The organism is Helicobacter sp. 219-2, from assembly GCF_030053225.1.
Classification (GTDB): domain Bacteria; phylum Campylobacterota; class Campylobacteria; order Campylobacterales; family Helicobacteraceae; genus Helicobacter; species Helicobacter pylori_C.
Map to the genome: position 1 here is coordinate 1431024 of NZ_JASGBS010000001.1, position 13727 is coordinate 1444750.

At 39.2% G+C, this 13727-nt stretch carries 12 protein-coding genes; 8 read left to right on the forward strand and 4 right to left on the reverse strand.

The window, feature by feature from the left end; all coding sequences use genetic code 11:
• Window positions 1-154: 154 nt before the first annotated feature.
• Complete coding sequence (locus P6280_RS06910; RefSeq protein WP_283237369.1) at window positions 155-1201, forward strand: NAD(P)-dependent alcohol dehydrogenase; 1047 nt, start codon at window positions 155-157, stop codon at window positions 1199-1201.
• A gap of 11 nt (window positions 1202-1212) precedes the next feature.
• Here P6280_RS06910 and P6280_RS06915 read toward each other — a convergent pair whose 3' ends face one another.
• Window positions 1213-2373 (reverse strand): glycosyltransferase, encoded by a 1161-nt coding sequence (locus P6280_RS06915; protein WP_180589144.1) that lies wholly within the window; start codon window positions 2371-2373, stop codon window positions 1213-1215.
• Window positions 2374-2514: 141 nt separating this feature from the next.
• Window positions 2515-3711 (reverse strand): glycosyltransferase family 8 protein, encoded by a 1197-nt coding sequence (locus tag P6280_RS06920; protein ID WP_096522136.1) that lies wholly within the window; start codon window positions 3709-3711, stop codon window positions 2515-2517.
• 186 nt (window positions 3712-3897) lie between these two features.
• Here P6280_RS06920 and P6280_RS06925 point away from each other — a divergent pair, with 186 nt between their 5' ends.
• Window positions 3898-5205 (forward strand): hypothetical protein, encoded by a 1308-nt coding sequence (locus P6280_RS06925; RefSeq protein ID WP_283237370.1) that lies wholly within the window; start codon window positions 3898-3900, stop codon window positions 5203-5205.
• A 6-nt stretch (window positions 5206-5211) separates the two neighbouring features.
• On the opposite strand, the gene P6280_RS06930 is transcribed toward P6280_RS06925, so the two are convergent.
• A complete protein-coding gene (locus tag P6280_RS06930; RefSeq protein WP_024773566.1) occupies window positions 5212-5874 on the reverse strand; it encodes an outer membrane protein in 663 nt (220 codons plus the stop codon).
• 289 nt (window positions 5875-6163) lie between these two features.
• Between P6280_RS06930 and P6280_RS06935 the strand changes: the two genes are divergently transcribed.
• From P6280_RS06935 to P6280_RS06960, 6 genes are all read left to right on the forward strand, one after another.
• Window positions 6164-6724, forward strand: a complete 561-nt coding sequence (locus P6280_RS06935) for a pyruvate flavodoxin oxidoreductase subunit gamma (protein ID WP_000486478.1) — start codon at window positions 6164-6166, stop codon at window positions 6722-6724.
• 15 nt (window positions 6725-6739) lie between these two features.
• Complete coding sequence (locus tag P6280_RS06940) at window positions 6740-7132, forward strand: 4Fe-4S dicluster-binding protein (protein WP_126474611.1); 393 nt, start codon at window positions 6740-6742, stop codon at window positions 7130-7132.
• A gap of 9 nt (window positions 7133-7141) precedes the next feature.
• A complete protein-coding gene (locus tag P6280_RS06945) occupies window positions 7142-8365 on the forward strand; it encodes a 2-oxoacid:ferredoxin oxidoreductase subunit alpha (RefSeq protein WP_050841301.1) in 1224 nt (407 codons plus the stop codon).
• A gap of 12 nt (window positions 8366-8377) precedes the next feature.
• On the forward strand, window positions 8378-9322 hold the full coding sequence (locus tag P6280_RS06950) for a thiamine pyrophosphate-dependent enzyme (RefSeq protein WP_000238137.1): 945 nt from the start codon (window positions 8378-8380) through the stop codon (window positions 9320-9322).
• Window positions 9323-9431: 109 nt separating this feature from the next.
• On the forward strand, window positions 9432-10754 hold the full coding sequence (gene purB, locus P6280_RS06955) for an adenylosuccinate lyase (RefSeq protein WP_283237371.1): 1323 nt from the start codon (window positions 9432-9434) through the stop codon (window positions 10752-10754).
• 62 nt (window positions 10755-10816) lie between these two features.
• Complete coding sequence (locus tag P6280_RS06960) at window positions 10817-11650, forward strand: outer membrane protein (RefSeq protein ID WP_283237372.1); 834 nt, start codon at window positions 10817-10819, stop codon at window positions 11648-11650.
• Here the strand turns inward: P6280_RS06960 and uvrB are convergent.
• Complete coding sequence (gene uvrB, locus P6280_RS06965) at window positions 11647-13623, reverse strand: excinuclease ABC subunit UvrB (protein WP_283237373.1); 1977 nt, start codon at window positions 13621-13623, stop codon at window positions 11647-11649. The two genes, P6280_RS06960 and uvrB, sit on opposite strands and share 4 nt — an antisense overlap.
• Between the last annotated feature and the right edge of the window lie 104 nt (window positions 13624-13727).

The following is a 13727-nucleotide window of genomic DNA, read 5'->3' on the forward strand; positions in this document are numbered from 1 at the left end:
TAAAATAGAAGCGGCTTATACAAGGGGTGTGTTTAAGCACACCAAACAACGATACCATATAACCAACAATTATAAAATTAGTTAAACCTATAGAAATATAAGCAAATCATAAAAACGATACAATAGCGGTATTTTAATCAAACAAGGAGTTTTAATGAGAGTTCAATCTAAAGGTTTTGCTATTTTTTCTAAAGACGGGCATTTCAAACCCCATGATTTTAGCCGCCATGCTGTAGGCCCTAAAGATGTGCTGATTGACATTCTTTATGCAGGGATTTGCCATAGCGATATTCATAGCGCTTATAGCGAATGGAAAGAAGGCATTTATCCTATGATTCCTGGGCATGAAATTGCTGGGGTCATCAAAGAAGTGGGTAAGGAAGTTAAGAAGTTTAAGGTTGGCGATGTGGTGGGCGTGGGCTGTTTTGTCAATTCATGCAAAGCGTGTAAGCCCTGCAAAGAACACCAAGAGCAATTTTGCACCAAAGTGGTATTCACTTACGATTGTTTGGATTCTTTCCATGGCAACGAACCCCACATGGGCGGATACTCTAATAATATTGTAGTGGATGAAAACTATGTGATTAGCGTGGATAAAAACGCTCCTTTAGAAAAAGTAGCCCCCTTGCTTTGCGCGGGCATCACCACTTATTCACCCTTAAAATTTTCTAAGGTTACTAAAGGCACAAAAGTTGGTGTCGCTGGGTTTGGTGGGCTAGGAAGCATGTCGGTTAAATACGCTGTGGCTATGGGGGCTGAAGTGAGCGTTTTTGCAAGAAATGAACACAAAAAACAAGACGCTTTAAGCATGGGGGTTAAACATTTCTACACTGACCCTAAACAATGCAAAGAAGAATTGGATTTTATCATTTCAACCATTCCTACCCATTATGATTTAAAAGACTACCTCAAGCTCTTAACTTATAATGGCGATCTAGCTCTTGTGGGACTCCCCCCTGTAGAAGTCGCTCCAACGCTTAGCGTTTTTGATTTTATCCATTTAGGCAATCGCAAGGTTTATGGCTCATTGATTGGGGGCATTAAAGAAACCCAAGAGATGATGGATTTTTCTATCAAACACAATATTTACCCTGAAATAGATTTGATTTTAGGCAAGGATATTGACACCGCTTATCACAACCTAACCCATGGGAAAGCGAAATTCCGCTATGTGATTGATATGAAAAAATCGTTTGATTAAAGGCTTTGGTTCTAGCTCTTTTTTAAGAGCTTGAGTAGGATTTTTTTAACAATCCCATGAAGTCCTAGGATTTTAAGGGTTTTACTAATAAGACTCTTAAGCGGTATGAGAATGCAGTATTTAAATAATCTTCGCCTTGCGTTTTTGGGAATCTCATGAATGTGTAAAGAATAATGATTTAAAAAGGTCTTAAAAGCGTCATGGGCGATCTGTTCTTCTGTTTTCCATAAAGGGAAGTAGTAATGGTAAGCGATAATGCTATGGTAGTAGTGCCATTTTTCTCCACCTATCTCCCCATCTCCTGTAATCAAATAAGACCAATCGCTCATAAAAGGGGTTTTAGCCAAAGCGTTCAGCCATAAATCCGCTTTTAAACCAAAAGGATATGTCCAAGGTTTTATTTGAAAATAAGGATGGGAGTCGTATTGTATAACGATAGGTTCTCTTAAGGCTTGTTTAATGGTGTTATGATAAATTGCATTGACCACACCCCTTAAATGCTCTTCAGAAAGACTATAATAATGTGGGAAAATACAATACTCTATTTTTAATGGTGCGATCTTTGATCGACAAAATTCTGTTAATTGCGGTTCTTTATCTATTTTTTGTGCGAGTATGATTTCTAATATTTTTTTACAAAATTGATTTTTTCGCTGGCAAGTTAAGTTGCAATAAAAAAAGCCTTCATATGGGTATATTTTGTCATAAACCCCATAAAAATAATTCTCATCATCTTCTTTAATGTTTAAGAAATCAGCGCTAAATTCATTGCAAAAGATGACATCCACATCGCTCCACACCATTTTAGAATATTTGGGGAACAAATCCGCTAGAAAATACTTCACTAACACCATTTTAGAAAAACGCTTGGTGAAATCCTCATCAAAAGGGTTGGGGATAGTGTCTAAAAAAGGTTCAATGTCTTTCACTTCTAAAGCAGCAAATTCTTTAAAAGGCTCTGTAATTTGGTGGAGTTTTGCTTTATCTTCTTCATCCAAGCCTACCACTAAAGCGTATAGGGTGTAACGAATTTTTTTATTGGCTTTAGCGATACTTTCTAGCAAGGAATAAATACACGCGCTCGCAGCAATGAGGTAATTCTTATCAAAAGCAAAAGCGATAGGGATATGAAAATCTTGTTCTTTAAGAGAATGGCTTGAAGCTGAAGTCATAAAAATTAAACACCCTTTTTTAAAGCTATTTTATCCAAAAAAAAAAAAAACCAAACTTGAAAAGGTTCTGTTTTTGATCTTTATGTTGTTTTTAATGAAAATTAATAAATTAATTTAAAGAAAGGTTTTAACCCCTTTACTCTAGCTCTTTTTTAAGAGCTTGAGTTTGATTAGGATTTTTTTAGCAATCCCATGAAGCCCTAAAACTCTAAGGATCTTACTAACCACCCTTTTAGCTAACGCTTTAGGCATAAAAAACCCAAAATAAATAAGCTTATTGAAAAATTTTTTCACTAAACCACAAGTTAATTCAAAAACTCTTGAATGAATTTTCCTTTCTTTAAACACAACAAACAAATACGATTTGAAAAACAAATACGGAGCCTTAAAAAGAATTTCTTTTGAAGGCGCTGTTGAAGAAAAATAATGTTGTTGAGCCATTTTTGTGGTGTAAAAGCTCTCATTGGTGTGCATTTTTTTAGTGTAATCGCTCATAAAAGGGGTTTTAGACAAAGCGTTCAGCCATAAATCCGCTTTTAAACCAAAGGGGTAATCCCAAGGCTTCACCGCCCCCCACCAAGCGTCATAGTGGATGATTATAGGGTTTTTGAGCGCCTCTAAAATGGTTTTCTTGTAATTCTCGTTTAAATACACATTAGAAAAATCTTTAATGGTGTAATACAAAGGGAAAACGCAATACTCAATCCCTAAAGCTTTCATGTTAGGCCAACACCATTTCGTAAAATCCAACTCCTCTTTAGCCTCATTCCCCTTTAAAAGATCATGCATTCTTAAGGTGAAATTTTTCTTGCGCTGGTAATCTAAATGACAAAACAAAAACCCTTCCATCATGTGGTGCTTTTCAACTTCTAAAACCCCATAAAAATAATTCTCATCATCTTCTTTAATGTTTAAGAAATCAGCGCTAAATTCATTGCAAAAGATGACATCCACATCGCTCCACACCATTTTAGAATATTTGGGGAACAAATCCGCTAGAAAATACTTCACTAACACCATTTTAGAAAAACGCTTGGTGAAATCCTCATCAAAAGGGTTGGGGATAGTGTCTAAAAAAGGTTCAATGTCTTTCACTTCTAAAGCAGCAAATTCTTTAAAAGGCTCTGTAATTTGGTGGAGTTTTGCTTTATCTTCTTCATCCAAGCCTACCACTAAAGCGTATAGGGTGTAACGAATTTTTTTATTGGCTTTAGCGATACTTTCTAGCAAGGAATAAATACACGCGCTCGCAGCAATGAGGTAATTCTTATCAAAAGCAAAAGCGATAGGGATATGAAAATCTTGTTCTTTAAGAGAATGGCTTGAAGCTGAAGTCATAAAAATTAAACACCCTTTTTTAAAGCTATTTTATCCAAAAAAAAAAAAACCAAACTTGAAAAGGTTCTGTTTTTGATCTTTATGTTGTTTTTAATGAAAATTAATTTAAAATCGCATCTTGTCTTTGAGTGTTGCTATTTTAAATGCTACCATTTTAAAAGATGATGAAAGGGGCTGTATTTTAATTTGATTTTCTCAAAAAAATCTCTTTGCGCGTTGTTATTTTCAGGTTTTTTAACACCACCCTTAATAAAAGCGGCTAGTTTTGTCTATGACTTGAAGTTTATGAGCTTTAATTTCAATTTAGTGGCCCCAAATAACAACCCCTATTGGAATAGCCTAACCAAAATGCAAGGGCGTCTCATGCCTCAAATTGGCGTTCAATTAGACAAAAGACAGGCCTTGATGTTTGGAGCGTGGTTCATTCAAAATTTGCACACGCATTATAGTTATTTCCCTTACTCATGGGGGGTTACGATGTATTACCAATACATAGGGAAAAATTTGAGATTTTTTTTAGGCATTGTGCCACGAAGCTATCAAATAGGGCATTACCCTTTAAGCGCTTTTAAAAAACTTTTTTGGTTTATAGACCCTACTTTTAGGGGAGGAGCGTTTCAATTCAAACCGGCTTATGATCCTAATCGCTGGTGGAACGGGTGGTTTGAGGGCGTTGTTGATTGGTATGGGGGGCGTAATTGGAACAACCAGCCCAAAAAGAAAAATTACGATTTTGATCAATTCTTGTATTTTGTTTCTTCAGAATTTCAGTTTCTTAAAGGGTATTTAGGTTTAGGGGGCCAGCTTGTCATTTTTCATAACGCTAGCCCTCATAGCATGGGAGATAACTACCCTTATGGCGGAAATTCCTACTTAAAACCAGGCGATGCAACCCCACAATGGCCTAATGGCTACCCCTATTTCAGTCAAAAAAATAACCCGCAAGGCGGAGAAATAGGGAAATACTCTAACCCTACTATTTTAGATAGAGTCTATTACCACGCTTATCTTAAAGCGGATTTTAAAAATCTCATGCCTTATATGGACAATATTTTTATGACCTTTGGCACGCAGTCGTCTCAAACCCATTATTGCGTGCGTTATGCTAGCGAGTGTAAAAACGCCCAATTTTATAACAGCTTTGGGGGGGAATTTTACGCTCAAGCGCAATACAAGGGCTTTGGGATTTTTAACAGATACTATTTTTCCAACAAACCCCAAATGCACTTTTATGCCACTTATGGCCAATCCCTTTATACCGGGTTGCCATGGTATAGAGCCCCCAATTTTGACATGATAGGGCTTTATTATGTTTATAAAAATAAATGGGTGAGCGTGCGAGCGGATGCGTTTTTTAACTTTTTAGGTGGGGGTGATGGGTATCATTTGTATGGGAAAGGGGGCAAGTGGATCACTACTTATCAGCAATTCTTAACCCTAACCATAGACACACGAGAGTTAATTGATTTTGTCAAATCTAAAACCTCTAAATAACTATATCTAAAAATTATAGATATAATTGAAATAAGCGACCGGTAAGCGGTGCCATAAAGTAGTCGCGCTCAAGCCATCAATGATCTCAGTTCTTTTGTTAGGAATGAAAGGGAATTTCAACCCGAAAGTGATTTCATTGTGGAAAAAGCCAAAACGAAAACCCACTTTCACAAGCAATTGGAAAAGCGAATTTTCTTTGCCTAAATTTTGAGCGATAATCCCATGCATAGCCCCTCCTGGCATGTAAGTCGCCCCAGCGATGCCTACGCCAAATTCTAACCCTAAAAACATCTTTTGTGAATTGAAAGCGTCCCACAAACCGCTAAATTCTAAACCATAGGTAGAAATATAGGATTTGTGAGAAGAAAAGGTCTGATCATAAAACAACCCGTAACGAAAACCCACATGCTCTACAGCCTGCGTTTTAGCCACAAATTTCCCTCCTAACACCACACCAAAGCCATTGCCGGTCATGAAATACGATTTATCTACAGACTCGGTGCTAAAAGATGTGTTGATCGCGCTAAGTTGATACCCAACCCCTAAATAAAATGTGTTCCTGTCCGCTAATTTAGGTTTTTTTGATTTTTCATCAAGCTCTGCCTCTGTGGCTTGAAGCGATGATAATAACGCCATGCCCATCAATATTTTAACCATTGTTTCATTCATAACCCAATTCCTTATGTTATCCTGCCCCACACTTGCCCCATGCAGACTAAAATCAAATCACACCCTAAATAATAACAAAGTTTAAAATAAATATTAGTGATTTTTATTAAGAACGCTTATCTTTTTAGAATAAATAGCCATAAAATAGCCATAATTCTTGTGGGTATGCCCCCATTTTTCTATAAAAATTCCTAAAAAGATATTGTTATAAGACACATTAATAGTTTTTATTGTATAATTTTAGGCTAAATTCAATTTATCTTATACGATATTAAGGAGACATATTACCATGTTTCAAATTAGATGGCATGCACGAGCGGGTCAAGGTGCTATCACTGGTGCTAAAGGGCTGGCTGATGTGATTTCAAAAACAGGCAAAGAAGTGCAAGCGTTCTCTTCCTATGGTTCAGCTAAAAGGGGGGCTGCTATGATGGCTTATAACCGCATTGATGATGAGCCTATTTTAAACCATGAACGCTTCATGCAGCCTGATTATGTGCTGGTGATTGATCCCGGTTTGGTTTTCATTGAAAACATCTTCGCCAATGAAAAAGAAGACACGACCTATATCATCACCAGCTATCTTAACAAAGAAGAATTGTTTGAAAAAAAACCTGAATTAAAAACCCGTAAGGTGTTTTTGGTGGATTGTTTAAAAATCTCTATGGAAACCTTAAAACGCCCCATCCCTAACACGCCCATGCTAGGGGCGTTGATGAAAGTGTCTGGTATGCTTGAAATTGGGGCTTTTAAAGAAGCTTTTAAGAAAGTTTTAGGCAAAAAACTCACGCAAGAAGTCATTGACGCTAACATGCTCGCTATCCAAAGAGCTTATGAAGAAGTTCAATAACATTAAGGAGCAAAGATGAAAGATTGGAATGAATTTGAAATGGGAGCGGTGCTCTTCCCTTTTGAAAAAAACGCACAAAGCGAAATGGAAAAACACAATGATGAGCGCCATTACACCGAGCAAAGCTACTTCACCACTTCGGTGGCTCATTGGCGCGTAGTTAAGCCCGTGCATAACAATAACATTTGCATCAATTGCTTTAATTGTTGGGTTTATTGCCCAGACGCTGCTATTCTTTCAAGAGAGGGCAAGTTAAAAGGCGTGGATTATTCTCATTGTAAAGGCTGTGGCGTATGCGTGGATGTCTGCCCCACCAACCCTAAATCGCTATGGATGTTTGAAGAACAAATTGAGCCTGCTACCGCCCTCACTCAATGGCCGCAAAAACAAGAAAAGAAAAAATCGTAAGGAAAAAATATGGCAAGAAGTATTGAATTACAAGAGATAGAGGTGTGGGATGGCAATACCGCTAGCTCTAACGCTTTAAGACAGGCTCAAATTGATGTCATCGCAGCCTATCCTATCACCCCATCAACGCCCATTGTGCAAAATTACGGCTCGTTTAAGGATAACGGCTATATTGATGGCGAATTTGTTTTAGTGGAGTCTGAACATGCCGCCATGAGTGCATGCGTGGGAGCTGCAGCAGCTGGGGGAAGGGTCAGCACTGCGACTAGCTCCCAAGGTTTGGCGTTAATGGTAGAAGTTTTATACCAAGCTTCTGGCATGCGTTTGCCTATCGTTTTGAATTTAGTCAATCGCGCTTTAGCAGCCCCTTTGAATATCCATGGCGATCATTCTGATATGTATTTGAGTAGGGATTCTGGCTGGATAAGTTTATGCACATGCAACCCTCAAGAGGCTTATGATTTCACTTTAATGGCGTTTAAAATCGCAGAGCATCAAAAGGTGCGTGTGCCTACTATTGTCAATCAAGATGGTTTTTTATGCTCGCACACCGTGCAAAATGTCCGCCCTTTGAGCGATGCAGTGGCTTACCAATTCGTAGGCGAATACCAAACCAAGCATTCCCTTTTGGATTTTGATAAACCGGTAAGCTATGGTGCGCAAGCTGAAGAAGAATGGCATTATGAGCATAAAGCCCAACTCCACCATGCGATCATGAGCGCGTCTTCTGTGATTGAAGAAGTGTTCAATGATTTCGCTAAACTCACCGGCAGACAATACCATTTGACCAAAACTTTCCAGCTAGAAGACGCTGAAATCGCTATCTTTGCGTTAGGCACTACTTATGAATCAGCGATCGTAGCGGCTAAAGAAATGCGTAAAAAAGGCATTAAGGCCGGCGTGGCGACTATCCATTCCTTGCGCCCCTTCCCTTATGAAAGATTAGGGCAGGATTTGAAAAACCTTAAAGCTTTAGCGATTTTAGATAAGAGCTCTCCAGCGGGTGCTATGGGGGCGATGTTTAACGAAGTAACGAGCGCGGTGTATCAAACGCAAGGGACTAAACACCCCGTGGTGTCTAACTATATCTATGGTTTAGGCGAAAGGGATATGACAATCGTGCATTTATGCGAAATTTTTGAAGAAATCAATGAAGACGCTCTTAAAGGCACGCTCACGCACCCTACCCAACAATTCGTAGGCTTGCGTGGTCCTAAAATGAGCTTTTTTTAAAAAGGAAATATCATGGTAAAAGAAGTCAAAACACTCAAAGGTTTTAGCCAAAGCGCTGAAAAATTCCAAGGCTCGCACTTGCTTTGTCCGGGTTGTGGGCATGGCATTATTGTGCGCGAAGTTTTAAACGCTGTAGATGGGCCTATTGTTTTAGGCAATTCTACCGGTTGTTTAGAGGTATGCTCGGCGGTGTATCCGCACACTTCATGGGATGTGCCTTGGATTCATATTGGTTTTGAAAATGGCTCTACGGCGATTTCAGGGGTGGAAGCGATGTATAAAGCGCTTACGAATAAGGGCCGCTATCAAGGTCAAAAACCAAAATTTGTGGCGTTTGGGGGCGATGGGGCCAGTTATGATATTGGTCTTCAATTCATCAGCGGTTGCATGGAAAGAGGGCATGACATGACTTACATTTGCTTGGATAATGAAAACTATGCCAACACTGGTGGTCAAAGAAGCGGCTCTACGCCATTAGGGGCTAGCACTTCTACCACGCCATCAGGATCGGTTAGCTTTGGTAAAAAAGAAAAGAAAAAAGACATCGTCAATATCATGGCAAGCCATGGGGTTCCTTATGTGGCGCAGCTCTCGCCTAACAAATGGAAAGACATGAACAAAAAGATTAAAACCGCGCTAGACACTGAAGGACCTTGCTTCATCAACGCTCTTAGCCCATGCACGACTGAATGGAAATTTGAATCCAATAAAACCATTGAATTAGCGGATATGGCTGTGGATAGCTTGATGTTCCCCCTATTTGAAATCTTTAATGGCAGGGAATTGAAAATCACTTACCGCCCAAGAAATATCATTCCTGTAAGGGATTATTTAGGGGCTCAGAAGCGCTTCAAACACCTTTTCAAAAAGGAAAACGAACACATTATTGAAGAATTGCAAAAAGATGTGAATGAGCGTTGGGAATACTTGCAACGCAGAGAAGAAGCTAAAGTATAACCCTTCTCTCAAATCAAGGCGCTCTGTTGCGTCTTGTGTGATTTTCCCCCTTGACTTTTTAAACCCCTTTAAAGTAACATAAATCCCATTTTGATTGTAAGGATTGTCGGTGCTAGAACGCTATGCGAATGAAAAAATGAAAGCTCTATGGAATGAGCAAACCAAGTTTGAAGCCTATTTAGAAGTGGAAAAAGCTGTCGTTAGGGCGTGGAACAAGCTTGGGCAAATCCAAGATAGCGATTGTGAAAAAATCTGCGCTAAAGCGGCATTCAACCTTGAGCGCATCAAAGAAATTGAAAAAACCACTAAGCATGATTTAATCGCTTTCACTACTTGCGTGGCTGAAAGCCTGGGCGAAGAATCGCGCTTTTTTCATTATGGGATCACTTCTAGCGATTGCATTGATACGGCTATGGCGCTATTGATGACAAAAAGCTTAAAACTCATTCAAAAAGGCGTTAAAAACCTCTATGAAACCCTTAAAAACAGGGCTTTAGAGCATAAAGACACGCTGATGGTGGGCAGAAGCCATGGGGTGTTTGGCGAACCCATTACTTTTGGTTTAGTGTTAGCCCTTTTTGCTGATGAAATCAAACGGCATTTAAAGGCCTTGGATTTAACGATGGAATTTATCAGCGTGGGAGCGATCAGTGGGGCTATGGGGAATTTCGCGCACGCCCCCTTAGAATTAGAAGAATTAGCGTGCAAATTTTTAGGCTTAAAAACCGCCAATATCAATAATCAAGTCATTCAAAGGGACCGCTACGCTAGGCTTGCATGCGATCTGGCTCTTTTAGCGAGCAGTTGTGAAAAAATCGCTGTCAATATCCGCCATTTGCAACGCAGTGAAGTCTATGAAGTGGAAGAAGCTTTTTCAACAGGACAAAAAGGAAGCTCGGCGATGCCTCACAAAAGAAACCCCATATTGAGCGAGAATATCACCGGGCTTTGCAGGGTGATTCGCTCTTTTACTACCCCTATGCTAGAAAATGTCGCCTTATGGCATGAAAGGGACATGAGCCATAGCTCTGTGGAGCGTTTTGCATTACCCGATCTGTTTGTCACTAGCGATTTTATGCTCAGCCGCCTGAATAGCGTGATTGAAAATTTGGTGGTTTATCCTAAAAACATGCTTAAAAATTTAGCTTTGAGTGGGGGGTTAGTCTTTTCGCAACGGGTGTTATTGGAATTGCCTAAAAAAGGTTTGAGCAGAGAAGAAAGCTATTTAATCGTGCAAGAAAATGCGATGAAAATATGGGAGGTTTTGCAACAAGGCACTTTTAAAAACGCTGATGAAAATTTGTTTTTAAACGCCCTACTCAACGATGAACGCTTGAAAAAATATTTGAGCGAGGATGAAATCAAAGCATGTTTTGATTACAGTTATTACACTAAAAATGTGGGGGCGATTTTTAAAAGGGTGTTTGAATAAGGCGCGTTTTTACAAAAACAAAGCTATACAATAAGCGCTAAAAAATTAAATTAAGGGGTTTTTTGAAACGAGCGTTATGTTTGATTTTAGGGCTTTTTTGTGTGCTTAATGCAAAGGGTTTTAAAGATGTTTTGACTAAAGGGGATTACACTTTTTTTAATAAAAAGGTGGTTTCGCCCATCAAACGCTATGCGGATAGATCGGCGTTTTATCTGGGGCTTGGGTATCAATTAGGGAGCATTCAGTGCAACTCTAGCAACTTGAATTTATTCCAAAACTTCACCAGAACCCAAATTATTTTCAGCGATGGCTTAAGCCCTGTTTTTAAAAATTCGTATGTGTCTAATGGTCTTGGCGTGCAAGTGGGTTATAAATGGGTGGGTAAGCATGAAGAAACGAAGTGGTTTGGTTTCAGGTGGGGGCTATTTTATGATTTGAGCGTCTCTCTTTATGGCCCACAAGAATCGCAGTCTATTATCATTTCCACTTACGGCACTTATATGGATTTATTATTTAACGCTTATAATGGGGATAAGTTTTTTGCCGGGTTCAATCTGGGGATTGCTTTTGCTGGGGTGTATAATAAATTAAGCGATGCACTATTGTATCAAACGCTTCTTCAAGACACTTTTGGCGGGAAAGTGGATCCAAGTGGCTTCCAGTTTTTGGTGGATTTAGGGGTTCGTTTAGGGAATGAGCGCAACCAATTTGGCTTTGGGATTAAAGTCCCTACTTATTATTTTAACCACTATTATTCCATGAACAACATTAGCAATAATAGTGGAGATGTCCTAAAGGTTTTACGATTTTTAGAATACGGGATCAACAGCGTGTTATATCGGGTTGATTTCAGGCGCAATTACTCGGTTTATTTCAACTACACTTATAGTTTTTAAAGCGTTCTTAATTTAGCGATTTCATCTCTCAAACGCATCGCTTCTTCAAAATCCAAATTTTTCGCACATTCTCGCATTTTTTTATCCAGTTCTTTAATGATTTTTTCCCTTTCGCTTTTAGGTATTTTGTCCTTTTTTAAGGCTTTAGCGATTTTAATCTCATCGTCTCTTAATTTCAACTCCTCTTCTAAAGCGCGAGTAACGGTTTTGGGGGTGATATGATGAAGCTTATTAAACTCTTCTTGCTTAGCGCGCCTGTAGCTCGTAATTTCAAAGGCTTTTTGCATGCTTTGGGTGGTTTTTTTAGCGTATAATAAAACCTTGCCATTGGCGTTTCTAGCGGCTCGTCCCATGGTTTGAATGAGGCTTGTTTCACTCCTTAAAAACCCTTCTTTATCCGCATCCATGATCGCTACTAAAGAGACTTCAGGCAAATCCAGCCCTTCTCTTAAGAGATTGATCCCTATTAAAATGTCAAATTCTTTAAGCCTTAAAGAGCGGATGATATGATTTCGTTCAATCGCATCAATTTCACTATGCATGTAACGCGCTTTCAAGCCCCATTCAGCATAATATTTGCACAATTCTTCTGCCATTTTTTTAGTGAGCGTGGTGATGAGCACCCTTTCATCTCTAGCCACCACTAACTTGATTTCATCAAATAAATCCTGGACTTGCTTATCGCTGTCTCGCACTTCAAATTTAGGGTCTAAAAGCCCTGTAGGGCGAATGATTTGCTCAGCAACATTCTTTTGAGAAAGCTCTAATTCTAGCTTATTGGGTGTGGCGGACACAAAAAGGAACTGGCAATTTTTATGGATAAATTCATCAAATTTTAAAGGGCGGTTGTCTAAAGCGCTAGGCAATCTAAAACCATATTCCACTAAAACGCTTTTCCTGCTCATATCCCCTGCATACATCCCCCCAAACTGCGGCAAACTCACATGGCTTTCATCCACAATGACTAAAAACTCCCGCTCAAATATCCCTAAATAATCAAACAAGCAAAAAGGCGTTTCATTAGGGGCTTTGCCTGTAAAATGGCGCGCGTAATTTTCAATGCCCTTACACACACCGGTCGCGCTAATCATTTCTAAATCATGCTCAGTGCGTTGTTTGAGGCGGTTGTATTCAAGCATTTTATCCTGCTCTTTAAAAAATTTCAATCTTAGAGCGAGTTCATCTTCAATGCTTTTAATGGCTAAATTCAGTCTCTCACTCCCTACGGCAAACTGACTGGCCGCATAAAGCATGACAGAATCCAAGCGCTTGATTTCATTTTTTTCTAAAGCGTCAAAGACAGCAATCCTTTCTATCTCATCGCCAAAAAATTCAATCCTGATAAATTCAGCGTCATTATAAGCGGGGAAAATATCCACGCATTCTCCGGTCGCTCTGAAACTCCCCCTATCAAACACCACTTCATTACGGCTATAACCCATTTCTACTAGCTTTAATAAAAAGCTCTTATAAGCGCGCTTCTCGCCCACTTTGATTTTTTCCATGACTTTTAAATATTCTTCAGGGTTACCCAAACCATAATTAGCCGAAACGCTCGCTATCACAATCACATCATCATAACCTAAAAGTGAGGTGGCCGTGCTCAATCTCAAACGCTCTAAATCATCATTAATAGAGCTGTCTTTTTCAATGAATAAATCCCTTCTAGGGATATAGCTTTCAGGCTGATAGTAGTCAAAGTGGGAGATAAAATACTCCACCCTATTATGCGGGAAAAACGCTTTAAACTCGCTATAAAGCTGTGCGCATAAGGTCTTATTATGGCTCATGATCAGAGTGGGCTTATTGATTTGAGCGATGATATTGGCCATCGTATAAGTTTTACCGCTCCCTGTAACCCCCACTAAAGTTTGATAATGGTTGTTATTTTTCAAGCTTTTCGTTAAGGCTTCTATGGCTTGTGGCTGATCGCCTGCTGGTGGGTAAGGGCTTTTTAAATCAAATAAAGGCATCTTTAAAACTCGCATTTTTTAGGGGTATTATAGTGGTTTTTTAACACGCCTTATTCAATCTCAAAAAAATCAATGTTTTGATAATGAGCGGTTTTTCACTCCAC

Coding starts and splice junctions, on each gene's coding strand:
- P6280_RS06910 (WP_283237369.1), top strand. CDS start 155: ATGAGAGTTCAATCTAAAGGTTTTGCTATTTTTTCTAAAGACGGGCAT.
- P6280_RS06915 (WP_180589144.1), bottom strand. CDS start 2,373: ATGACTTCAGCTTCAAGCCATTCTCTTAAAGAACAAGATTTTCATATC.
- P6280_RS06920 (WP_096522136.1), bottom strand. CDS start 3,711: ATGACTTCAGCTTCAAGCCATTCTCTTAAAGAACAAGATTTTCATATC.
- P6280_RS06930 (WP_024773566.1), bottom strand. CDS start 5,874: ATGAATGAAACAATGGTTAAAATATTGATGGGCATGGCGTTATTATCA.
- P6280_RS06935 (WP_000486478.1), top strand. CDS start 6,164: ATGTTTCAAATTAGATGGCATGCACGAGCGGGTCAAGGTGCTATCACT.
- P6280_RS06940 (WP_126474611.1), top strand. CDS start 6,740: ATGAAAGATTGGAATGAATTTGAAATGGGAGCGGTGCTCTTCCCTTTT.
- P6280_RS06945 (WP_050841301.1), top strand. CDS start 7,142: ATGGCAAGAAGTATTGAATTACAAGAGATAGAGGTGTGGGATGGCAAT.
- P6280_RS06950 (WP_000238137.1), top strand. CDS start 8,378: ATGGTAAAAGAAGTCAAAACACTCAAAGGTTTTAGCCAAAGCGCTGAA.
- uvrB (WP_283237373.1), bottom strand. CDS start 13,623: ATGCCTTTATTTGATTTAAAAAGCCCTTACCCACCAGCAGGCGATCAG.